General features: G+C 46.3%; 21 protein-coding genes and 1 tRNA gene. 1 reads left to right on the plus strand and 21 read right to left on the minus strand.

The genetic code is table 11. The features are described 5' to 3' along the window. Positions 1-128: 128 nt before the first annotated feature. From Q0171_RS05875 to Q0171_RS05975, 21 genes are all read right to left on the minus strand, one after another. Positions 129-1,355 carry a tetratricopeptide repeat protein gene (locus tag Q0171_RS05875; protein ID WP_299327724.1) on the minus strand — a complete coding sequence of 409 codons (1,227 nt, stop codon included), beginning with the start codon at positions 1,353-1,355 and terminating at the stop codon, positions 129-131. A gap of 163 nt (positions 1,356-1,518) precedes the next feature. Beyond that, positions 1,519-1,595: transfer RNA gene (locus tag Q0171_RS05880), tRNA-Arg, on the minus strand. Between the two features lie 47 nt (positions 1,596-1,642). Next, positions 1,643-1,924, minus strand: a complete 282-nt coding sequence (locus Q0171_RS05885) for an HU family DNA-binding protein (protein WP_299327726.1) — start codon at positions 1,922-1,924, stop codon at positions 1,643-1,645. A gap of 116 nt (positions 1,925-2,040) precedes the next feature. Beyond that, a complete protein-coding gene (locus tag Q0171_RS05890) occupies positions 2,041-3,438 on the minus strand; it encodes a phosphomannomutase/phosphoglucomutase (protein WP_299327763.1) in 1,398 nt (465 codons plus the stop codon). A 68-nt stretch (positions 3,439-3,506) separates the two neighbouring features. Further along, complete coding sequence (locus tag Q0171_RS05895; RefSeq protein WP_299327728.1) at positions 3,507-5,945, minus strand: tetratricopeptide repeat protein; 2,439 nt, start codon at positions 5,943-5,945, stop codon at positions 3,507-3,509. Between the two features lie 93 nt (positions 5,946-6,038). Continuing rightward, on the minus strand, positions 6,039-7,619 hold the full coding sequence (locus Q0171_RS05900; protein ID WP_299327730.1) for an NADH-quinone oxidoreductase subunit N: 1,581 nt from the start codon (positions 7,617-7,619) through the stop codon (positions 6,039-6,041). Further along, on the minus strand, positions 7,612-9,255 hold the full coding sequence (locus Q0171_RS05905; RefSeq protein WP_299327732.1) for an NADH-quinone oxidoreductase subunit M: 1,644 nt from the start codon (positions 9,253-9,255) through the stop codon (positions 7,612-7,614). Before Q0171_RS05905 ends, Q0171_RS05900 begins: the two co-directional genes overlap by 8 nt. Then, complete coding sequence (gene nuoL / locus Q0171_RS05910; RefSeq protein ID WP_299327734.1) at positions 9,255-11,159, minus strand: NADH-quinone oxidoreductase subunit L; 1,905 nt, start codon at positions 11,157-11,159, stop codon at positions 9,255-9,257. Before nuoL ends, Q0171_RS05905 begins: the two co-directional genes overlap by 1 nt. Positions 11,160-11,162: 3 nt before the next feature. Next, positions 11,163-11,507, minus strand: coding sequence for an NADH-quinone oxidoreductase subunit NuoK (gene nuoK / locus Q0171_RS05915; RefSeq protein ID WP_299327765.1), 345 nt, complete (start codon positions 11,505-11,507; stop codon positions 11,163-11,165). Continuing rightward, a complete protein-coding gene (locus tag Q0171_RS05920; protein WP_299327736.1) occupies positions 11,507-12,133 on the minus strand; it encodes an NADH-quinone oxidoreductase subunit J in 627 nt (208 codons plus the stop codon). Before Q0171_RS05920 ends, nuoK begins: the two co-directional genes overlap by 1 nt. A gap of 12 nt (positions 12,134-12,145) precedes the next feature. Beyond that, positions 12,146-12,859, minus strand: coding sequence for an NADH-quinone oxidoreductase subunit NuoI (gene nuoI, locus Q0171_RS05925; RefSeq protein ID WP_299327738.1), 714 nt, complete (start codon positions 12,857-12,859; stop codon positions 12,146-12,148). 9 nt (positions 12,860-12,868) lie between these two features. Continuing rightward, positions 12,869-13,858: an NADH-quinone oxidoreductase subunit NuoH gene (gene nuoH / locus Q0171_RS05930; protein ID WP_299327740.1), complete on the minus strand. Its 990-nt coding sequence runs from the start codon at positions 13,856-13,858 to the stop codon at positions 12,869-12,871. Beyond that, entirely contained in the window at positions 13,855-16,722 is a 2,868-nt protein-coding gene (locus tag Q0171_RS05935; protein WP_299327742.1) for a 2Fe-2S iron-sulfur cluster-binding protein, read from the minus strand. Before Q0171_RS05935 ends, nuoH begins: the two co-directional genes overlap by 4 nt. After that, positions 16,715-17,713: a hypothetical protein gene (locus tag Q0171_RS05940; RefSeq protein ID WP_299327744.1), complete on the minus strand. Its 999-nt coding sequence runs from the start codon at positions 17,711-17,713 to the stop codon at positions 16,715-16,717. Before Q0171_RS05940 ends, Q0171_RS05935 begins: the two co-directional genes overlap by 8 nt. 8 nt (positions 17,714-17,721) lie before the next feature. Continuing rightward, a complete protein-coding gene (locus tag Q0171_RS05945; RefSeq protein WP_299327746.1) occupies positions 17,722-18,012 on the minus strand; it encodes an NADH-ubiquinone oxidoreductase subunit E family protein in 291 nt (96 codons plus the stop codon). Positions 18,013-18,020: 8 nt separating this feature from the next. After that, positions 18,021-19,247 carry an NADH dehydrogenase (quinone) subunit D gene (nuoD, locus tag Q0171_RS05950; protein ID WP_299327748.1) on the minus strand — a complete coding sequence of 409 codons (1,227 nt, stop codon included), beginning with the start codon at positions 19,245-19,247 and terminating at the stop codon, positions 18,021-18,023. 72 nt (positions 19,248-19,319) lie between these two features. Beyond that, on the minus strand, positions 19,320-20,102 hold the full coding sequence (locus tag Q0171_RS05955) for an NADH-quinone oxidoreductase subunit C (protein WP_299327750.1): 783 nt from the start codon (positions 20,100-20,102) through the stop codon (positions 19,320-19,322). Positions 20,103-20,145: 43 nt separating this feature from the next. After that, a complete protein-coding gene (locus tag Q0171_RS05960; protein WP_299327752.1) occupies positions 20,146-20,646 on the minus strand; it encodes an NADH-quinone oxidoreductase subunit B in 501 nt (166 codons plus the stop codon). Then, a complete protein-coding gene (locus tag Q0171_RS05965; RefSeq protein WP_299327754.1) occupies positions 20,631-21,089 on the minus strand; it encodes an NAD(P)H-quinone oxidoreductase subunit 3 in 459 nt (152 codons plus the stop codon). The genes Q0171_RS05960 and Q0171_RS05965 overlap by 16 nt, the downstream gene beginning before the upstream one ends. A gap of 113 nt (positions 21,090-21,202) precedes the next feature. Continuing rightward, the gene (locus Q0171_RS05970; protein WP_299327756.1) at positions 21,203-22,426 is read right to left on the minus strand and encodes a DUF455 family protein; all 1,224 of its coding nucleotides are present in this window, start codon (positions 22,424-22,426) and stop codon (positions 21,203-21,205) included. 2 nt (positions 22,427-22,428) lie between these two features. Continuing rightward, the gene (locus tag Q0171_RS05975; RefSeq protein ID WP_299327758.1) at positions 22,429-23,271 is read right to left on the minus strand and encodes a thiol:disulfide interchange protein DsbA/DsbL; all 843 of its coding nucleotides are present in this window, start codon (positions 23,269-23,271) and stop codon (positions 22,429-22,431) included. A 308-nt stretch (positions 23,272-23,579) separates the two neighbouring features. Between Q0171_RS05975 and Q0171_RS05980 the strand changes: the two genes are divergently transcribed. Next, a complete protein-coding gene (locus Q0171_RS05980) occupies positions 23,580-23,876 on the plus strand; it encodes a TraK family protein (protein ID WP_299327760.1) in 297 nt (98 codons plus the stop codon). The last annotated feature ends 353 nt before the right edge of the window (positions 23,877-24,229 follow it).

Consider the following 24,229-nt stretch of genomic DNA (forward strand, 5'->3'; position numbering starts at 1 on the left):
TTTTACAATTTATGTGCGCTATAAACAATCGCGCACATACCATAATGGCAATATCCATACACCCCATGCGCGACAGCAAATCACAAACCCATGGATTGCCACGCAAAAGGTTCACACAGCAACAGAATCTAGCGTTTATAAAATGGCGGCTTTTTTGATGGCTGTGGTTTAATGTTGTAAGTGGGGTGTGGGTTTATCTCCAAATCTTTTTTCAAGATTCTGTAGTTATCACAGCCTTGCTGCAAGCCTGCATTACAAGTATAGGCATAAAGATCAAGCGCGTAGCTTGTATTTTGCGTAACACCCAGCCCCTTTTGGTAGAGCACACCCAAATTATTGCAGCTTTTCACATCAGCGGAATCACATGCCATTTTGAAGTATTTTGCCGCATAGGCATAGCTTAAAGGCACGCCTTCTAGGGCATTGGCATACATATAGCCAAGATTTGCACAGCCCTTGATATCTCCAGCATTACAGGCAACATAGTTTAGGTCGGCTTTCGAGAGAGCATGCTTATTTTTACCATAAATATTTTTAGTGTTGCTCATGAGACCTAAGTTATAGCAGCCTAGATTACTGCCGCCATTGCATGCAAGCTTGTAGTAGCGAATCGCAGTGAAAAAATCTTTATTCACACCATCGCCATTGGCATACATGAAGCCCAAATTGTTGCAAGCAATCGCATCACCACCCTGGCATGCAGTGATGTAAAATTGCACGGCAAGCTCTTTGTCGTCCTTGCTCGCATTTGTTTTGTCGTTGTAGAGCATGGCAAGATTAGTGCATGAGGTGGGATCACCTGCAGAACAGCCCATTTCATAATATCGCTGGGCTTTCTCGAGATTAACATCTACACCCTTACCTGCGACATACATTGTCCCAAGCCCAAAGCAACCTGATGGATTCCCACCCTCACAGGCTTTTTTAAACAATCCAAAGGCTGTAACAAAGTCGTTTTTCTTCGCTGCATCAATCGCTGCATTGAGCTGGGCTGTAGGGATATCTGGTGCTGTGAGCCTGTCGCTTAGAGGATATTGATGAGGTAGGAGATTGGAATCTTGCAGGTTTCCACTTAAACCTCCCATGAAATTTGGGTCGTTTGGATCAAGCGGTAGATTCTCGCCATTTTCATTATTGATAGCGAGATTTGGATTTTGCGAGGGTGGCGGGAGATTATTGTCATCATACTGCGCACCTTGCTGGGCTATGGCATCTCGATCAAGTCCATAGGTAAATTTTCCCTCTTCAGCCTTGAGTGGTGAAGCTGCAAGCACCACAAACAAGCACAATATAGCCAAAGCAATAATGTGAAAACTCCATTTTCTCTCAATAACCCTATCCATGTCATACTCCACGAAAATTTCCTAACAGAACCAAAGCAAAAAATATTCCTAAATATTTGCAGCCAGAACAACAACAGCACCACAAACACACCAAAACCAGAATCTAAAATACAAACCTAGCTGCAATACAAAAAAGGGAGTAAAACACAAGAATTAAAGAAGCAAAAAGTAAAAGTGGTGTCCTCGGCGGGATTCGAACCCACGACCTTACGATTAGGAATCGTACGCTCTATCCTGCTGAGCTACGGGGACAAACCCCAAACCCCAAATCTTAAGCTAGGATCCGGGGAGATAGCGAGTTATTTTTTCGCTACGAGATCTTTCAGGCTTTTGCCTGGTTTAAATTTAGGCACATACTTATCAGCTGTTTTATAAGTTTTGCTGCTTCCAGGAACCTTACCAGATTTACCCTTTTGCATAACAGCTTCAAATTTACCAAATCCAACAAGCTCTACGCTTTTTTTCTTGCTTAGTGCTTTTTCTACCGCAGCAATAAAAGCATTCACTGCAACTTCTGCATCTTTCTTGCTAGGAAGCTTTCCAGCATCTTTTACAAGCTCAACAAATTCTGCTTTATTCATCGTATCTCCTTTAGAGTGAAATTTAAAGCGGATTTATTGTAGCCATTTTGTATCCCAAAATCAAGTGTTTTAGCCGATTTCAGTTACTTCCACTCGCATTTATCCCGCTTTTTTACCTAGTTCAAGCCCTGCAGCAGAGAAAGCACCTGATCCTTATATCGTGCAAGCGCCTCTTGCGAAGTAGCCTCAAAGCGCGTTACCAGCACAGGTGTAGTATTGCTTGCACGCACCAGCGCCCACCCCTCATCAAATACCACACGAACCCCGTCAATATCAATGATTTCACGGATATGCGGAAAACTACTTGGGGGATTGACTAGGGCAGATTTCAACGCAGTAATCTGTGTAAATTTTTTCTCTTCTGTGGTAGCAATCTTCTCCTCATCAGTAGAATAGAGCTTGGGCAGAGCATTTATGGCGGATTCTATCTGTGCAGGGGTAGAATCCACAAACAGCTCTAGCGCACGCAGTCCGGCATAGAGCGCATCATCATAGCCAAAATACCGATCATGAAAAAACAAGTGCCCGCTCATTTCCGCTGCCAAATGCGCATTCAGCTCTTTTAACTTGGTTTTTAGATTGCTATGTCCTGTTTTATACATCACTGCCTGACCTATGGCATTTATCTCATCATACATCACCTGTGAGCATTTCACTTCCCCTATGACGATAGGTCGCGCAATACTCTTAGCCATGTCCCTGGCAAAGAGTATTGCCATCTCATCGCCTTTGTAGTTGTGATTCTCGCTCATAAGCGCCACGCGGTCTGCATCGCCATCAAATGCTATGCCTATGGGAATCTTATGCGCTTTCATTGTAGCCTTGATATCGGCGAGATTTTTCTCCTCACTTGGGTCTGGGTGGTGATTTGGGAATGTGCCATCAGGCGTTTCATACAAGCTCACATGCTTTATCCCAAGTCGTGCAAGCACAGATTCTAGCCCAATTGCCCCCACGCCATTACCATAATCAAACACCACTTCATAAGGAAACCCTTCAAGCTTTTTAAAATGTGCTACAAGAAAATCCTGATATGCCTCCAACGCATTGAGGGGCTTTGCTTGCACGCTAGAGGCAGTATAAGCGAGCTTACCCTGCTCCAGCAGCCCTGCTAGCTCCACCCCAAGCGCCTTTATCTGCTCGCCATAAAAGGGCTTTTGCGAAATGGTGATTTTAAATCCATTATACTGGGGGGGATTATGGCTGCCCGTAATCATCACGGAGCTTTTGATAGCGCTTACACCAGAATCTATCTCATGAAATGTCGCAAAATACGCTACGGGCGTTGGAATCATTCCCATGAAATACACCTCCACCCCGCTAGCCATGAAACCATCTTTTAGCCACTCATAGAGTATGGGGGAATGCGTGCGCGCATCATAGCCTATCGCCACTGCACACTCGCCAGCAGATAGAATCCGCTGCCCCAGCAGTGCCCCTATACCAAACACGCTTTGTTTTGTTAGATTCTCCTCAAAAATCCCGCGTATATCATACTCACGAAAAATACTCATATCCATGCAAACTCCTTATGGTGTGATGAAATTGGTCGCCAGATTCTCATTGAAATTTGATTCTGGCGCTAGGATTCTGGTTTAGATTCTGCTTGACTTGGCGCTGTTTGGGCACCTTGAGCAGAATCCCCAGAAGATCCTTGTTTGGCTCCCTCTGGCTTCTCCATGGAGAGATCTTTTGCCTGCTGACAAAGGGTTTTCCATTCATTGTGTCCCTCAAGCTTTATGCACTTCTCAAAATACCCAAGGGCGGCTTTTTGATCGCCCTTTGTGCGCGATAGTCCTGCGATCGTGTAGTAGAGCTGCGCTCGCTCTTCTTGTGTGATTTTACTAGATTCTAGTGGCTTTAGCAGTGCGATGGCTTGCTCATAGCGCTTGGATTCTCGTAGGACATTTGCCAAAGCAAACTCCGCATAAGGACTAAACTCATCGCTTTTATGGCGCTTTTGCAATGTGATAATGGCATTTGCATACACTTCTATACTCATGCTGTCTTTCTCATCAATCGCATAGCCCAGAAGCGCTGCATACACAGGAATCATACGCTCATCATCACGAAAATGCTCTTGTAAAAATGGCAAAGTCTTCTTTGCCTCACTCCTAGAATCCAATGCCTGTAAAATCCTAAAAAGCGTAAATGCCACATCATAGTGCGCTTTCTGGCTAGCAGCAAGCTTCATCGCATCACGCGCAGCAAGCGAGGCTGTTTGATACTCGCCAAGCTTGTAGAGATTGTCCGCACTTTTATAAAGCCACAAGAGACGATCGCGATCACTTTTGCTAGATTCTGGCATACCACGGGCTAGCTGCTTGGCGATTGTATTAAGCCCTGCTTCATCAGCGCAGTCAAAAGCAAATACCCTCTCCTCTGGCAAGAGATTGTAAGTTGTAGTTTGGATAAGCTGGCGATTTAGCTGCTTGCAGTCTTTGGCAGCGACAGACTCCTTGAGTAATGCATCAAGCGCCTGCTGGCGATAGGGGCTTTGCTTATCATCTTTGTAGAGGGCGAATACTTCCTGATATTTGCCATTTTGCAGCAAGATTTTCGCGCTTAGCTCCTTTGCCTTTGTGGCTTCCTCGGTATCTGGGTATTTTGACATAAGATAGGCATAGTGCTTAAGCTTCTCCTCATCTCCACCCTCAATGGCAAAAAGTATCGCATCATCGCGGTCTTGGACATCTTGAAAGCGAGGGGGCTTATCCTCAGCATAGGCTTGAAGATAGCGCTGATTGGCTTCATGCGCACGCTCAAAATCCTGTGCTTTAGCATAATAATCCCCAAGCATAAAAAGCTGCTCTTCCTTAAAGTCCATCTCCTTGGTATTCGCACTTAGATACTCTGCCACAGAGGCAGCGACTGCGTATTGTTCATTCTCTACAAGCGAGTCGATAAGCTCTTTTGTCAGCCCCAAAGAATCCAAGAAAAACCTTGGGTAATTTTGCAGCACTTTAGAAATCAGCTCCTTGGCGCTTTGGAAATTCTGCTGCTCTAGTTCAAATATCGCCCACTCCAGTGCGATTTCACTCGCACTTGGGATATCTTTCGCCTCTGTATAAGCGCGCTGGAAGTAAATCCGGGCATGTGTAGGGGCATTAAGCTTCGCGAGCTTGGCTAGCTGCATATCCGCCAGGGGTGAAAATGTGGATTCTGGGTATTCGTTTAAGATACGCTTGTAGTAGTATTCTGCTTCTGCGGGATTGCTCTCTTTATAATATGCTTCGGCAAGGATATATAAAATCTCTGGCACATCAGGATCGGAGGCATATCGCCGCACCCAATCAAGCGCTGACTCTATAAGCGGCTCTTGATCCTCGAGATCAAGTTTTGAACTAGCAATAATGCGATTATAAGTCAAATCACGGCGAAATACAGAATCTGGATTTTGCATAAGCGCTTCGTTTATCTCGGTAATCGCACCGATATAATCCTGCTGTGCCATAACAGATTTGATATGTGAATAGATTTCGAAATCCCTGTTTTTCGTAGCTTGGAGCGGACGATTGTCGGTGTTTAGCTCAGGGACTATAGGAGTCTGTTCGCCCAAAATCTTTACTGGAAAAAGCAATCCCTGCTTGTAGTTTTCTTGCGAGAGAAATGGGATTATTTTTTTATAGCCTACAATCTGCCATAAATGCGCGCTTCTTTGTGGGTATTTATCAAGACTAAAGCCCTCTTTTGGATCTTTTGGGATAGCAAAAAGCTTTTGCTGGTGCTTGGGATAGACATAAAGCCAGAAATCCCCATCAATCATCTTATACGACAAGCGGAAAAAGCTATTCTCCAGCCCAGGAAATCCACGATCGGGGATTCTGGAAATTTTACACTCTATGGAGATCGCCTTGCCATAGGCATCTAGCACTTCTGCACATGCAAATGGCGTATCATTGCGCAAGCTTAGCACAGAGAAATCCTGCCCAGCCTCCTTGCCAAATGTCGTGGAAATTTCCAACGCGCCAATGCCTGCCACCATAGCACCAAGCAATACAAAAACCCGATATATTCTCATACTCTATAATCCACTCTCTGCCACCCTCTTGGCACTTTCTAGCTATTTTGGTTCAAGGGGATTGAAGCATACACAGCCTAAGCACTAGTGCTATCAATACGCCCCAACCACATACTGCCCTATAAAATCAAGCAAGAATTGAACCATAAAAATGCTAATACAGCACGCAATCGCCAAGCCCCAGAGCAGGATTTTGGCAAAAGTATTTGCACTAAAGTAAAATCCACCAAAAGATTTAGGCGAGCTCTGCGAGCATTGTTCGCTAGCATTATGCACTTCTTGAGAGAGTCTGGCAAAATTAGCTGGGGTTTGAAAATACATCGCCACCACAGGTCGCAGGTAGTAAAATACCGCAATCGCGCTATTGATAAGCAAAATCCCCCCTAGCCACACATAGTCCAAACTAAACGCACTCATCACAACGCCAACTTTCCCGAAAAATAGCCCAAATGGCGGAATCCCAGCAAGCGAGATGAAGAAAATCCCCCCTAGCACGCCATAGGCTGGAGCTATGCGCGCTACACCTGCAAGCTTATCGCAAGTAATCGCACTAGATTCTGGTGTATTGACGAAATTTGTCTTAGCCAATAAGCCAAATGCGCCAAGGTTACTCACAACAAAGAGAATCCAATACAAATATAACGCACTAAGGCTCATTTGCGTATTGATAAGAATACAAGCTAGCACAAAGCCAGAATGTGAAATCGAACTAAAGGCAAGCATACGCTTGATATCTTTTTGCACGAGTGCTGCGATATTTGGTAGTGTGACAGAAAGCACAATAATCGGGTAAAGCACATAGGAAACAAGCCACTGCAAGTTGCTTTGAACAAAAAGACTAAACACACTGATTGCCAGAGTAAAAGCAGCGATTTTGGGGATTATAGAAATGACACCCGCCATAATCGCGCTTGAGCCTTGATAGACATCTGGTGTCCATGAGTGAAATGGCACTGCAGAGATTTTAAACCCAATCGCTGCGACCATAAATATAATCCCAAGCACAATAGCAAAGCCTGAAAGATAAGAGCCCATACTCATGGCGTTATATAATGCACCCAAATCAAAAGACGCGCTTGCAATATACCAGCATAGCACCCCAGCAATATAAAGCACGCTCGCTAGCACACTGAGCACAAAATACTTCACGCCTGCTTCTATGGAGGCTAGATTCTGGTTTAATGCGATAAGTGCGACAAGTGAGAGTGAGCCAATCTCTAGACCAAGGAGAATAACAAGGAGATTCTGGCTTGAAACCATAAGATCAAATCCCGCAACCATAAACAGATACAGCGGATAAAACTCCCCTACTCTAAACCCCCTATCATCACTAGCCCATGCAATCGCGCAACCAGAATCTACGCCACAAGCACCTCCACCAAAAGAAAGCACGATAAACACCAGCGCACAGAGCCCCATAGTCAGCTGGGCAAGAATCGTGAAGCCACTAATATGCACGAGCGTGAAAAATGCCTCGCCAGGCTGCAAATATGCACTAGCAATCATACTAAGCAGCAAGGCAATGGAGCAAAGCGCGACATTGAGCAGACGCTGGGCGGAGTCAAACGCGCGTGCAAACACATTGATAAGCAGCAGCACAAGCGCACCGACAATAAGCACAAGGCTAGGAGCAATCGAGCCAAATTGCAGACTAACAAGTGTTAGATTATTCATGGCGTCCTCCAGCATAGGGGTTATGCGTGCTCGATCTTGCGCCGCTCTGTGGCGCAGAATCCACGGAAAGGGAGTCTGCCTTAGAATCTAGCTTGGATTCTGTGGCACCAAGCCCAGAATCCACTTGAGAATCCAAGCCTTCGTGCAATACAGCTTTCACGCTCTCACTCTGCGCACGCGAAGCAGCAAGGTGAAGCGAGTCTTGTGCGCCTAACTCGATAGGTGTGAGTAGGGGCTTAGGATAGATTCCAAGCACGATAATAAGCACGCTAAAGACACCAAAGACAAATCGCTCACGCAAATCGCAATCACTAAATCGCGCGAGATTTGCGCCCCCTACACCTAAAAACACTTTCCTATATAAATGCAGCATATATGCCGCAGAGAGAATAATCGTAAGCCCGCCCAGAAGCGCAATGATAGGGTGGCTAGCAAAAATCCCAAGCAAGCTCAAAAACTCACCTACAAATCCTATGCTAAGTGGTAGCCCGACATTTGCCATCATCACAAGCGCAAATACCGCGCTAAACACAGGTGCCACGCGCACTATCCCAGAAATCGCACTAATATCACGAGAATCTATGCGCTCCTCTATACTGCCTATAAGCATGAAGAGTGCTGCGCCCACAATCCCATGCGCAAACATCATAAACACTGCTCCAGAGAGACCAACCAGCGTGAAAGAAAACACCCCGAGCACAACTACCCCCATATGAGAGAGCGAGCTATAAGCGATGACTTGCTTCATATCTTTTTGCGCATAGGCAAGCATCGCGCCGTAGATAATCATCACAAGCCCCAGCAGCAAGATCCATGAGCTAGATTCTACACTCGCATCTGGAAACAGCGGCAAACAAAATCGCACAAGTGCGTATGTCCCCATTTTTAGCAAAAGCGCAGAAAGAAACACCGAGCCAATTATGGGCGCATCTCCATAGGTGCGTGGTAACCATGCGTGAAAAGGGATAATAGGAATTTTCACTGCGATTGCGAAGAAAAATGCCAGAAATAGCCACATCTGGTAGCTTGGCGGTAGCGGCTGCGCAAGCCAATCGGCAAGCTCGAAGCTAAATCGCCCATGCTGCAAGAAAAACAAAAACCCATAATATAAAATTCCAAGCAACATGATAAGCGAGGCAAAAAATGTATAGAGAAAGAAGCTCAACGCACTTTTCACGCGATCACCACTACCCCAAACGCCAATCATATAGAGAATTGGCAAAAGCGAAAGCTCCCAAAACACATAAAAAAGCATAAGATTTTGCGCACTAAACACGCCTATGAGAATAGATTCTAGCAGAAGCACACTTGCGATGAAATGCCCCATGGATCGCACACCACGCAAAAACACCACACTAAGTAGCGCGATAATAGCACAAAGCGCGATAAGCACTAGTGCCATGCCATCAATTCCCACATGATAAAACACACCAAATGCAGGGATAAGCGCGAAACTATGCTCAAACTGCATGCCACCTTGTGTAGTATCAAACCCAAACCACAGCGCACATACAAGTCCAAGCTCAATGCCAGCACAAATCACGCCAAAAAGCTTCGCGCTCCCATCATGCAAAAATGCCGCCATGACGCCTGCAATCAGCGGGAAAAAAATAATAACGCTTACCATATATTCCATTACATACCTCCTAGCACAAACACGCTAAGCCCCAGCAACATAATTAGCACACCAAAGACCATAAGCCTAAGTGCGCTTGTAAGGCTACCATTTTGGATTCTCGCTAGCAGGCGTGAGAGCCAGAGAAGTAGCACACCCACCGCATACATACTTTTCTCAAAAACTCCTCGCTCAAATCGCCACGCCAAGCTACAAAGCCAGCCAAAAAAACGCGAGAAAATAAGATGATAGAGTGCTGGGATATAGTATTGGTGCGATAGGAGTGTGTGGAGTCTGCATTTGCTAGATTCTGTGGTTTTACACACACGAGATTTGCACGCACACCCATAGCGCACCACTGCAAGCACAATCCCAAGAGTCGCCACCCCAAGCGCAATCCCCGCGAGACTCATCGCACTTAAATCTCCATGTGGCATACTAAAGGGCTTAATATACTGCAACATAGCGAGCAGCTCATCATAGTAAAACCCTGCGATAATCGCTAACAGCGCGAGTGGTAGCATGGAGTAAAGCATGGTCTTGCTCGCTTCATGTGGGTGCTCTATGGCATAGGCATTGTGCGCCTTTGGTGCAAAAAATACCAGCATAAAAAGCCGAAAGCTATAAAATGCTGTCAAAAATGCACCAAACACCAGCACACCCCAAAGAATCTTGTACTCAGTATTAAAGCTAAATTCCAGAATCAAATCTTTGGAAAAATACCCAGCAAATGGCGGAATCCCACAAAGAGCGAGATTACCAATTAGCATGAGAAGCATTGTATATTTGAGTGGGCGCGCAAGCTTGCCCATACGCGTGATATCAAGCCCATCGCGCATAGCGTGCATGATATTCCCAGCACCTAGGAAAAGTAGCGATTTAAAAAATGCGTGCGTAAAAAGATGAAAGAGCGCTATCCAATATGCCCCAAGCCCAGCAGCGACAAACATATAACCAAGCTGGGAGAGCGTAGAGTAGGCGATAATGCGCTTCAAGTCAGTATTGACCACTGCCATGGAAGCAGCAAAAATCGCTACAAATGCGCCAAGATAAGCGATATATTCGCCAATTTGAGGGATTTGCGCATAGAGTGGATGCGCACGGACAACAAGATACACTCCAGCAGTTACCATAGTCGCAGCGTGGATAAGCGCAGAAACAGGCGTAGGACCCTCCATAGCATTAGCAAGCCAAGTATGCAGTGGGAACTGCGCGGATTTCCCCATCGCCCCGATGAAAAGCAAAATCCCAATCCAGCTAAGAATGCTAGGCGATACTATAGCTGCACTAAAGACTTCACTATACTTGACGCTCCCTGTGCTGTAAAACACCAAAAAAATCCCAAGCAGCATACCAAGATCAGCGATTCGATTGCTTACAAAAGCTTCGATAGATGCAGCATTTGCGCTGGAGCGCTCATACCAGAATCCTATGAGCAGATACGAGCATAGCCCCACACCCTCCCAGCCGACAAACAGCCCCAAGAAGTTATCACTTAGCACCAAAAACATCATCGAAAACACAAAGCCACTTAGAAAGCTGAAATATCGATTGAAGCCACGATCGTGTGCCATATAGTCGATAGAATAGATATGCACAAACAACGACACAAAGCTAATGACAACAATCATTACCGCGTTTATACTATCAAGGCTAAAGCCAAATTCCACGCGAAAGCTTCCCACCCCTATCCATTCAAATAGTGTCGTAGAGAAGCTCACCCCATGTAGCGCGCAAATCCCAAGCCCCACACTTGCAAGTAGCGATATCCCTATGCAAAAGCTTGCAAACCAGCCTATAAGGACACATTTCTCCCTCCCGCCAAACGCTCCTGCCACAATCGCACCAAGCAGTGGGGCAAATAGCGCAGTAAGCAAAAGCATACTAAACACATTAACCCCAGCAGAATCTATCCAGCCACTCATGCCCTATCCTTTCATCGTGCTAAGTTTGTCGATATCGATGGATTTTTGCTTGCGATACCATAGTAGCATGAGCCCAAGCCCCACTGCCACCTCGCTAGCAGCAAGCGCGATAATAAAAAGCGCAAATACCTGCCCGCCCATGTCCCCTAGCATCGTCCCCACCGCGACAAAGGCAATATTGAGCGCATTTAGCATAATCTCGCTTGAGAGAAACAACATAAGGATATTTTTCCTACGCAGCATGCCAAAGAGTCCAATACTAAAGAGAATCACGCTAAGGATTAAAAAGTCATATATACTAAGATATGGACCAAATTGCGTGGTGATAAGCGTGGTATTTGGGGTCATCATGAATGAGCCTTTATAGAAGATTGCGTATCAAATTTTGCACCAGAATCTAGTGCTGATGTCGTGCTAGAGTTGCTATTAGCATCTGGCGATATGGATTCTGTAGATTCTCGTGTGCGGATACCAAGCGCTACACCTGCGATAAGCGCCACAAGTAGCAGCACGCCTACTGCTTCAAATGCTAGCACATAGCGCCCAAAGAGAATCTGCCCCACTGCAAAGGTATTTGGATTTTCAGTAATAGCCATATCCGGCTCTTTTAGCATGAGTGCCTGGGTGGCTGTGGTCTCATAGGCTGGCGCACAAAGAAGCATAACAAGTAGCAGTGCAATAGCAATAATCATCACGCTTATGCGAATATCGCCCTTATGCCGCTCACGCACCAAACTCATGGAGTCAATAAACATCAGCCCAAAGGCATAAAGCACCACCACTGCACCTGTATAGACAGCAATTTGCACTACGCCTAAAAACTCCGCCCCCAAAAGGAAAAAAAAGCTTGAAATAAAAATCATGCCACTTGCCAGAGCGGTTAGCGCATAGAGAATATTGCTTGTAGTAACGACGATGAGAAACATAACAATGGTTAAAAACATAAAAAAATAAAACGCTATGGCTTCAAACATATCTCCTCCTTGTTATATAGACACACCTTGCTGACTCGCTGGATTTGTAGATTCTGGTGCCACTTGCGCGCTAGAATCTGTGCTAGACTTTGTAGGAGGCTCTGTGGCAGGAAGCTCCACACTAGATTCTGGGGCTAGGGGCTTCTCCCACACGATAGGCGTTGGTTTAAGCCTAGAATCCGCATCCACACTCACACTGCCAAACCCGCTAAACTCCACTTGGCTAAGTGATTTGGCTTCATGCTCTGGGCGCAGGAGCGAAGACTTGGGCGCAAATTGCGCGCGCGCAAGACTGGCATTCTCAAAACGATTCCCCATGACAATCGCCAATTCCGGGCACACCTCCGCACATAGCCCGCAGTAAATACAGCGCCCGAGATTTATTGTATAGGAGTCGATTTTCTTGCGTTTGTCTTCACCTTTATGCGTGATGATACGGATACAATTACTCGTGCAGATTTTCTCACAGAGCCCACAGCCAATACATCGCTCATTTCCAGATTCTAGGAGCCGCTGGAGACTATGCACAGCTCGGTAGCGCGGAGAAAGCGGGATATACTCTGCTGGATAGTGAATTGTAACCTTTTTGCTAAAAAACTCTTTAAGCGTAAGCCATAATCCCTTAAACAAATCCAATCCACAGGTGGTTTTTATCGTTTTGCCTACTCGAGCGAGCGGGGTTTTAGGCTCTTTGCGTGGTGGTAATTGGGTATAACACTCTCTCATATTTCACTCCTAAAACAGCAAAATAATGCCAGTAATTAGCAAGTTTAGCAGCGCTAGAGGCATAAGCACTTTCCAGCACATGCTCATAAGCTGGTCAGGGCGCACATGCGGGAATGTCGCACGCACCCACATCGCAAGAAAAACAAAAAAGCAAACCTTAAGGATAATAGCGATTCCACCTGGTATAAACCACAGAGGTTGATAACCTCCGCAGAAAATCAGCGCGATCACAAAGCCAAAAGCAAACAAATGCGCATATTCTGCAAGGAAAAACATTCCCCATTTTAGCCCACTATACTCGGTGCAAAACCCAGCGACAATTTCAGCTTCATGTTCGAGTAAGTCAAATGGCGTGCGGTTAAGCTCGGCATAGCTTGCTACGAGAAATAGCACGAATGCTAAAGGCTGTTTAAATAACAGCCAATCAAACACACCACCTGCTTGGTAGTCATTCATCGCTACAAGCGAAAGCGAGCCCACAAGCATAAGTGGAGGCAGGATACTAAGCGTAGAAACCACCTCAAAGCTTAGAAGCTGGATACACGCACGCATAGCACCAAGGAGAGAGAATTTAGAATTGGAACTAAGCCCTGCAAGCAATGGCGCATAGATTCCAGCCGCCCCAACAGCCAGGAAGAAAAGCAGCCCGACATTGATATCAGAAATGATAGGAGAAATCGTCCTGCCAAATAGCTCAAACTCGCCAAAAAACGGGATAGGTGCCATCGCTACAAACGCGCTCATCATCGCAATCACAGGTGCAAGCATAAAAATGATTTTATTAGCATTTTGCGGGCAGATGTCTTCTTTGGTAAAAAGCTTTATCGCATCAGCCAAAAACTGCAAGAGCCCAAATGGTCCCACATAGCTCGGTCCAAGTCTTCGCTGGAAAAACCCTAACACTTTGCGCTCGAGATATGTCCCAAATCCCCCAAGAAATGAGAATACAAGCACAACGACAAGGATTTTAATACAAGTTTCAATGATAAACTCACTCATGCTTTCACTCCTTGCTCTAGGCTTTTACCTTCGCCTGCCAAGAGACTGGATTCTAGGCTAGATTCTACCACATCGCTAGAATCTAGCCCTTGGGTATTTGCCTGCACTCGCTTCACTTGCAAATACTCCCCAATACGCAAACCAAGCTCTTGGACAATCAGCGGGCTAATAAGCCACACATCTCCCACCAGCGCATAATCAACATACACCCTAGCGCGTAGCTCACAAGCCTCCTGCCCGCCCTGCTCACACACAAGTATAATCTCTTCACCTAAGCGCAGCCCAAGCGCATCAAAGTGTGCTTTTGATGTGTAGAATCCATCTTTTTGCTGCATATTTGGATCAAGCGCGCTTTGTATGCCAAAGAGATTTTGCGGGTAGGAGATAAACGCATTGGGCGCTGATACGGCGGTATTGGTAGGATCTAGCACTCTCTGGCATGCCCCTAGGGGCGCGACAGGCGCAAGCTCTTTATCACAAATCACCCCAAGCATATAGCCCCTACGATCTTCCCCGCCTTGTGTATAGAAATTTGGCAAACTACCAGAATCTAGCGTGCTAAAGCCTTTCTCCCGTGGCAGTGCGAGGGAGAAATCACTAAGACTTGTAAAGCTCGAAAAATGTGCCACAATCTCTGGATATCGTGCAGAATCTGCCCCTTCCATAAGAGCCATAGCTCTCTTAGTCGCCACAAACTGCGACAAATCCCTATGCAATATGCTCGCCAAATCATCACCCTGATAGTCGCGCACCTTCACTAGTGGTAGCACGCGGTTTTCGAAATTTGTCATACTGCCTTGCATTTGCTGGTGGCTTGGAAGCGCGACATCTGGGCTAGATTCTAGCCCAATAAGCGTGCGGACACCACTAGGCAAATGCTCATCAAGCACACTCCAGGCACAATCCCACACAACATCGCCCTGCGTGCGGATACCAATTGTATGCAGCAAACGCTCATCGCAGGCATGTTTAGCATGAGATTGTTTAGATTCTGGGGCGTATTTTGGGTCTGGGTGGAGTGTGCAAATCCTAGCAATCCCAGCAGTATTGCTACCAGCAGGGATAATAAATACACGCACGCCACAAAGCTCAAGCAGCTGGAGAGCTGCGACAATAGCACAAGATTCTAGCGCGCTCATCATTATCTCTTGCCCAACAAGCAGGCTCACGCTAGAGAGGTTGATACCTGCAAGCTCGCTAAGCGATTCCATGTCAATCCCCGAAAGTGCAGCATAGCACACAGGATTTGGAGCAGACTGGGGATTAGATTCTGGGGATTCTGCGCTCTCAATAGCAGGACCCGCGGAATCTGCTGCATTAGCCTCTATGTTTGGTTCTTGGACAATCGCACTTGCAAGAATCTGCTCTAGCAATACTGCAAGCTGATGTTGGAGTGCGCTAGCGTTGGGGCTCTCTGCGATAGCAGAATCTAGCGCACTCTTTAGACTAAGGAGTAGCGCACCAAGGGCAAGCTCGCTAGATTCTGGTGCATAGGCGATGTGTTTAATCGAGCGGGAAAATGAGCTTAAAAGCGCATCGCCAAATGGGTGCATGTAGTAGAATTTCACGCCCTTTTTTATGCGGATTGTATTATTGATCGCATATTGCAGCAGTGGAGCATGCAGACGCACCGGGCAGCCAAGCGCGATAATGGCACTAGAGCTCTTAAGCTCCTCTAGCGTGTGATTAAGTCTAAGATAGGGGAGAAACCGCTGATAGGCGCGTGCAGACTCATTATAAAGCTCTAGAGAGAAGCACTCGCTAGCGACTTGAGCAATCATAGCTTCTTCATTTGTGATATTTTCACCCAAGCGTAGAGCGCGGGCATAATGCGCAGAATCTGCACACTGAGATTTGTCGTCAGGGTGAGCAAGAAAAGTGGCTAAATTGCCAGATTTTGCACTATTTTCACTAGATTCTCCCACACTAGAATCTATCCTACCAGAGCCTGCTTGAATAGATTCTAGCTGCGATTTTGATCGCCCTGCCCCATGTGAAAACACAGAAAACCCAAAGCGCCCTGCCCCACAGATTGGCGCAAAGTGAAAATCATTGCTCACACGAAAAATTTTGTGCTCGCCCTTGGCATTGTGATGACGACTCTCATAAACAATATGGCAGCCCATGGCACACTGCGCGCAGGTGCTTGGTGTTTTTTGCAGCTCCCATGCATTGGCACTATAGCTGAAGTCTTTGTAAGTGAGTGCGCCCACAGGACACACAGCAATACACTCTCCGCAGTCAAAGCATGGTGAATCGCCCACAAACTCGATAAGCGATTTTTGCTTCTTGCTCCACACACTATAAGGATCTTTTAGCATAGAATCTTTATAGGAGTCTGGCGCATGTAAGTCGGCTTTGCCAGCTTTTAGCTTGGCTTCCCCGATGTTATCCTTACAAGTCGTTATGCAACGCTCACACACAATGCAAAGATTTGGGTCATAGAGTGCTTGTGCCCATGATTTTTCATGCTTCTCATCATCAGGCAGAGCGTAGTCCTGGTGCGCAACCTTAGTGTAGAGGGTAAGATTTTGCAGCTCGCATTCACCACTTTTATCACAGACTCCACACTCCAGCGGGTGATTAACATCATAGGTTTGCATAATCATCTGGCGCTCGCGCTGGATCTGGGGGGTATTAGTCAAAAGCTCCAGCCCATCTTTTGCCTTGGTGTTGCAGGTATAGACACGCTTACCATCAGGACTCTCTGCCATACACATTTTGCACGCAAGTGTAGGTGAACAGCCTCCTAAGTAGCAGATCGTTGGAATGTAGATTCCATGCGCTCTGGCGACATCGACAATCGTCGCACCCTCCTCACAGCGGATTTTTTGGTTATTGATGGTGATTGTAACTTCAGCCATGATGACCCCCGTTCCCTAAAGTTTGCCCTAAAGCTTGTGTGGCAGAATCTGTCTGCGCAAAATGCGCCTTGATAAATGGATAGCGCCCAGCAAGCTCCGGGTGCTCATGTGCCAAATGCGCCATATCAAGCACAGCAAGCGCGCCTTGTAAATATGGAGCTTGGACAATGCGACAGGTGATAGTGCATGTGGATTCTAGCATAGGATCTAGATACAAGTTTGCCTGTGTATCTGGCGCGAGCTTCATAAGCCGCAAAAACCCAGCGCTCGCAAAAAGCACAGGTAGAGAATCTCTCTCAAGCATGCGAACAGAATCTGCCACTAAATTAACTTGCGGTAGCAGCGAGCAATACACATACGCGCCGTTTGCCTCCTCAATCGTTGCCAAAAGCCCAAGGATCTCCGCCACATCACTAGAATCTAATCCAAATTCTAGCAGTGAATTTGCGCTAGATTCTAGTGCAGGCAAAATAGCACTATCATAGTCAAGCGGGATAATCCTTATACCACCAAGCTGCCCTATAGTGCATAGCGTGTGGGCAATAAGCTCTGCATGCGGGTGAGTAAAAAAGCTTGCGCCCACTATGATAGAGGCGCATTTAGCATGCGCTAGAATCTGCGCAATCACCTCCAGCTCCTCCTCTGCGAGCGAAGATTCTGAAGCGATATGCCCCACATCAAGCTCATCAAGAAATCCCCGAAGAAACTCTGGCAACCACTGAAAACTCGACAAATGCGGCTCCAATGCCTTAAGAAGCAACACCACCACGCCAAGCTCCGCACCAATCTCATACCGCTGCTGCAACAACTCTGGAGAACTTAAATCCGCTCTTGCTAGCCTTGTATCAAAAACAGGGTGCAGACAAACAACTTGCGAAGCAGGATTTTGCTGGGAATCTAGCTCAAGCATGGGCGCAAGATTGCTCCAGCACTCACCAAGCACAAGCAGCACATCACTATCCGCGATACGCGCTTGCATGCTTTGGCTCACACATTCTCCTAGCATACACTCTCGCTTGCAGCGGAATTTATGCTAGATTTTGGGGCTGACCCATGGGTGGGGCTTGACTTACGCATAACAAGCGTCCAGTCGCGGTGATTGAAGCGTAAAGAGTTCATCACCTCATAGCCCAGATCGCTCACAAACTGCGCGCTCCTAGCTACATGCGAGAAATCATCAATCTCAAAGAGAAATATCCCAACCTCACCAGATCCAAGCTCGCGCGCAATAATCTCGCCCATACGATCATAAAACTCACCATGCAAATGTCGTAAATCAAATCGCTTCATGCTGTCTCCTATCGATCCACTTCACCAAAAATCGCATTGCACGATCCCACAATCGTTACGATATCTGCGATATATGCACCCTCAAGCATTTCTTGCAAAATAGCCGTATGCGCGAAGCTTGGGGTTTTGATTTTCACGCGCTGCGGATAGCTCTCGCCAAGCGAATGGATAAAAAATCCAAGCTCGCCACGCGGAGATTCTGTAGGTGCATAAACTTCGCCTTTGGGCGGTCGCATACCCTGCGTAACAAGCACAAAATGCTGCATAAGCGAGTAATTTTGCGTCATGATTTCTTCTTTAGGCGCAGAGAGATATTCTGGAGCGCGCGCCATAAGCTCACCACTACTTGGATAAAGCGCGATGAGCTGGCGCAGAAGCTTTATGGATTCTGCAATCTCTAGCATATAGAGCCGATAGCGATCATAGCTATCCCCACAAGTCCCCACTGGCACGCTAAAATCCAGCTCGCCATACAACTCATAAGGCTCTTCTTTGCGGATATCATAGGCAATACCCGTGGCACGCAGCATAATCCCACTTAATCCCCAGGATTTCGCACTCTCCTGGCTAATCGCCCCTACACCCTCAAGCCGCATTTTCCAGATTCTATTCTCATCAAGCAATCCCTCAAAAAGCTCGACACTTTTTTGCGCCTCGATAAGAAATGCTTCCAGGCTCTCCAGCCAACCAGGTGGAAAATCCAACGGCACGCCACCAATCCGTATAGCATTATGCGTGAGTCTCGCACCACAATACTCTTCAATGAGATCCAGCCCATATTCACGCGTTTTAAACGCATAAAGAAACATTGAGAGAGCACCAACATCCATGGCATGCACTGCGATGAAAAAGACATGCGAGATGATGCGATTAAGCTCTAAAAGCGTAGTGCGGATAACTTGGGCTTTTCGTGGGATTTCTAGACCAAGCAGTGTCTCAACCCCATGGGCAAACGCGTAGTTATTACCAATAGCTGAGATATAATCAAGCCTATCAGTAGTTGGCATAAATTCATTGTAGATCATATTTTCGGCAAGCTTTTCAATCCCGCGATGCAGGTAGCCTATCTCTGGCGTAGCTCTTTTCACACGCTCACCCTCAAGCTCAAGAATCAAGCGTAGCTGCCCGTGTGTAGATGGGTGCTGAGGTCCAAAATTTAGCACCATAGTATTGTCATCGCGCTCGAAGCTAATGTTTTCAAACTGCGGTTGAAGCCTTGTATAATGCTGTCCCATGCCTACCCTTTCCTAGTAATCTGCCCCGTTGTAATTTGCTAACTCCACCCTGCTAACCATAGTTTCCAAAATCTACTTCCGCTTAGGGAGCAAAGTCTTTTTCGCCCGAGCGATATCCTTGACAAAAACCGCTTTAGACGCTTCCATGAAAAGTCCCTCGCCCTCCTCGCCTATGGCATCAAGCTTTGAGAAGCTTCGACTATCCTCCGGATCAACCCGCGCGCTATCACGCTGTTCGGGTCCCACCACCTCGCGATACTCTTTGCCAAAGATTTTGTCAATCTCATACCACGCTGCATACTCATCGCCCTGCAGTGGATAAGAGCGTAGCAGCGGGTGCCCTACCCAGTCGCGTGGCATGAGTAGGCGCGTGAGATTTGGGTGGTTTAAAAAATGTATGCCAAACATATCATAAATCTCACGCTCACTCCAAAGTGCCAGTTTAAAGACAGAAGAGACAGAATCCACTTGCTCGTGCTCGCCAATGTAGCATTTCACACGCACACGCCGCTTACTGCTAAAACTCTCCTGCAGAGAGTGAAGCTGGTAAAAAAGCTCAAAACGACCCTCGCGCGCAAGCATATCAACAACGCTCATTTCGCTAAGCACTTCATAGCCAAGCGCATGCAATCTTTTTAGCACGGGGAGCATATCACTGCTGCGCACCCAAAATACTGCTTGATCTAGCTCAATATAGGCATTTTGGATAGTAAATGCACTTATAAGATGATTATAGATAACCTCATAGGCACTGCCTTGCATAGGGAGCTTTGGCGTGTGAGTAGGCTGGTAGAATCTAGGCGTGTGTGTTGCACGCTTTTGGACATCTTTATGCGCGGATATGGATTCTGGCATACTGGCTCCTTTTCTCAATCAATCACTACCATGACAATCGTAGCTAAACCACCCGCCCAGATCGTTGTTTGGAGGGCAAGGCTTTTTCCGATCGGATTTTGCGCTGAAGAACAAGTAGTGCATACTGCAATGTCTCTGGGCGTGGCGCACAGCCAGGCAGATAAATATCCACAGGGATAATCCTATCCACGCCCTGCACGGTGGAGTAGGTATTAAACATTCCGCCAGTATTGGCACAGCTTCCCATGGAGATAACCCACTTTGGTTCAGGCATTTGGTCATAGAGACGGCGTGTAAATTCTGCGTGCTTTTTGGTCAAAGTGCCAGCGATAATCATCACATCACTCTGCCTAGGCGAAGCGCGGAAAATCGTCCCAAACCTATCAAAGTCAAAGCGACTCCCGCCTGTTGCCATCATCTCTATCGCGCAGCACGCAAGCCCATAAGTCATAGGCCAAAGCGAATTGCTCCGCCCCCAGTTAAGCAGTTTATCCAGCGTGCCTAGCACGATAGGCGCACCTATCGATTCTAGCTGTTTTGCCATTGCAATGCCCCCTTTCTCCACGCATACACGAGTCCAATCATTAGCAGGAAGATAAAGCTTATCATCTCGATAAACACAAAACCACCAAGCTGATTTTGGATAAAGTCCTTATACACCACAGCCCATGGCACCATAAACACCACTTCTACATCAAAGAGCACAAACAGCAGTGCGATGATGAAAAAATGGTGCGAAACTTTCGCGCTCTGCTTGATAGGCACAGGACCACACTCATACGGGGCGAGCTTAAGCTTATCTCGCTTTTTTTGTGCAAGTTTGCGTGAGATGAAACGCTGGATTTTAAGCGTGTAATTAAAGGCGATAAAGCTGAAAATCAGCAAGATAAATACACCAAAATACGCATGCTCAACATGGATTGGCGCTTGGTGGAGTGTTTGAGGCTGAATGATTTGAGATTGGGCGAGCAGATTCTGGCTAGGCATGAAACTCCTTCATAAACTGCTTAAATCGCGGGATCTTGGCTCCCACAGACTGGATTTACGATTTTAAACCTAAAAAGTTTAATAATTTCTTAACTTTTATACGCAAATGCCGGTTAAGCATGGGGCTCTAGCTTGTATTGATACATGAGGGCATAAAACTCTTTAATCCCATCTAGCTCACTTTGGCTAAACCCCGCTTGCAATCTCGCTTGTGTGTGTAAAATCCTACCGCAAAGACTAAAGCGTGGAAATTTCGCACACAGCCCCAGAAATGCTCGCTCATGCAATGCCATATCCCCCACACGCTCGCGCAATCCCCCAGAATCTAGCTCCGCATGATCTAGTGCGCCAAGCAATGCAGCTAAATGCGCAGGGGCTGGATTTTGACAAGCTAGATTCTCGCGCGCGCTATTCGCTGCTTGCTCTTGCAGATTCTGCGACTTTGTATCGTGCGTAAGCTCGTCAATGCCAAACCTCCACCACCGACTACCAAAACTCACATGTCCAATTTCATCTGCTAAAATCACGCCAAACACGCGATCAATCTCCTTGTATAGCGCAAAATCCTGCCCACCACCTAGTGCATGAAGCCTTTGAAGGACAAAAGGATTTGCATCAAGCCCTTTAGCCTCAAGCCCCCTATGCACCACACCCATGCGGTAGATAAAACTCTCTTGCGTAGCAGACATAGCCTCATAAAGCGTGGCATGCACGGGGAAATCCCCATAGCGCGCACCAAGCTCACCTAGCAGATTTTCTAGCGCGAAAAAATGCCCAAACTCCTCATCTGCCACCTGCAACCAATCCGCATAATATTCACCAGGCAAATACACAAAACGATAGGCAGAATCTAAAGCAAGCGTAATGGCACTATACTCGATATGCGCGATGGCATGCAGGGCGCGAGCGATATTAGTATGCTTGCAAGAGATGTGGCTGGGGTTTTGAGACGAGGCATGATTAAGCCTCTGGCGTAGTTTGGCTACCGGTAGCACAGGCGCTGGAGAAAATGGCGCGATGTGCGTGTGCGGATTCTCAAGTGGATTTTTGCGGAGCCTTTCTTGCAGATACTCGTGGTGAAATTGCACGCGCCCACTACGAAAATCCTCATAAAAATGCTTAAAGGCGTCGTATTTCTCGCGCATATTCTCTATACGCAAAATCCCCTCAAGCATAGAGAAAAACTCGCCAAAATCAGTGCTAGAGTTATTGTGTATTTTAGATTCTGCACGCACGCTAGCATCTAGCCCTAAATCCACATCAACATCTGCGCTAGATTCTGGTGTAGATGTTGCAGATAGCTTGACACATTTCATCACAGAATCTAAAGCGCTCAAACTTAGCGCCCAAGTAGGGCTTGGATTTTCTCGCCTAGATCATCGAGTGATTTTAGCTCGCTTGTTTTGATGAGATATTTGCCATTGACAACAAACGCCGGCACACCCTGGATAATAGCAATATCATAGCTAGCTTGCCACTGGGAGAGTAGCGCCTCAACCTCTGGGGTCTGGAGAGCTTGCTGGAACTCCTGCTCGCTCACGCCCGCTGCCAAAAGCCCTGTTCGCAAAAAGCCTTCAGGGTCCCTGCCATCTTTCCAGCGATTTCTCTGTATATGATATTCGTCGAAATACGCATTTTTCGCTCGCTGGAATGCAGATTTGCGCTCATCAAGAATATCAATGCCCGCTTGGCGATCTTTGACAATAAGCACGGCTAGAATCTGGCTCGCGAGCTTACCATAATCGCCCTTTTGCTCAAGATGATAGAGATGAAGCGTAGTAGATTCTGGGAGATCACTCATGATCTGGGGTAGGATTTTAGAGTATTTAAAACAAAATGGACAAGCATAGCTATACACCTCGATAAGCGAGTTTTGCGCGTTGGGGATTGGGGTTTTTAGCACGATGTAATCCACTCCCTCTTTTAGATTTTGTTGTGGATTTTGCGTATCTTGCAGGCTCGCTGCACTCTTTTGTATCGGGCTTTCTGGCTCGTTTGGCTTATTTTGGATAGACTGGTCAAGTCGGGGGTCTGGCTGTGTCTGTTGCACTACTTGGGCTTGCTGCACCTCCTGTGTCTGTGAGACTTGCAGGAGAGACTCCGCATTTACCATACCCACAAACACACCAAGCATACAGCACATGCCCACAAAGTCCACAGCCCTGCTTATAATCCTATCCATGCAAACTCCTAGTCATAAATCACAAATAACCTCTAAAGGCACATTCAAAAGCGCATTCTACTAGAATTTGCCAAAATCTAGTATAAAGCCACAAAGCTTGTTATCTATACTCATTTATAATGCTCATATAGTCAAAATTTCTGTGTCATTATGTGCATATTTGCACTCAAATAATCTCCGTATTTTTTGTATAACTCACATATAAAATCCACACAAATTTACATAATATTTTGCATTTTTATGAAAATTTTACTATACTTTTTAGCGTGTCAAACCTAACTATACATCTAACTTCAAAAGGAGTCCAAATGGGAGCACAAATCTACCCAACAATCGAAGAAATCAAAGCGAAGAAAAAAGAATTTCTCGCTAAAACAGCTAAAGCAAAAAAGCAAAAACCAAACAGAAACCAGCAGCTTCTCGCATTCCTTAACGCGATAAAACCCGAAATCAAACAAAGCATTAGTAATGGCGCCTCAAACCCCAAAATCATCAAAGCCATCAACGAAACCTATGGTGTGAAAGTAAGTTTGCCTAGCTTTGCTAGATTCTGCGAAGAAAATGGGATCACAACCAACGCCAAACCAAGAAAGCCTAGAATCTAGCTGCCATAATCCACATTTTGCATATAACACTCACTAGATTCTCACATACTGATTTGACACAATATATGCGAGAATCTAGTCCCAATCATTCATCGACTCCAGCCTAGTAGGCATCTAGCGTATTTTTGGATTCTATATCATGAAGCTTTACACTTCTAAAGAAACATCGGCTACGGCGAGCGCTTCGCTTGTTTTGAGCTAAAAACGGCGTTTTTACAAAAAATGGATTCTGGGATTAAGTAAGAAATCTAAAAAGCTAGCAAAGGATTCTAGGAGTGAAGTTAGTTTGAGAGTTAAACGATTCTAAGGGTTGCGGTGGGGCTAGTGGGGTTTTTAAGGATTTTAGGGGGGGG

Source organism: uncultured Helicobacter sp., assembly GCF_937906905.1.
Taxonomy (GTDB): Bacteria; Campylobacterota; Campylobacteria; order Campylobacterales; family Helicobacteraceae; genus Helicobacter_B.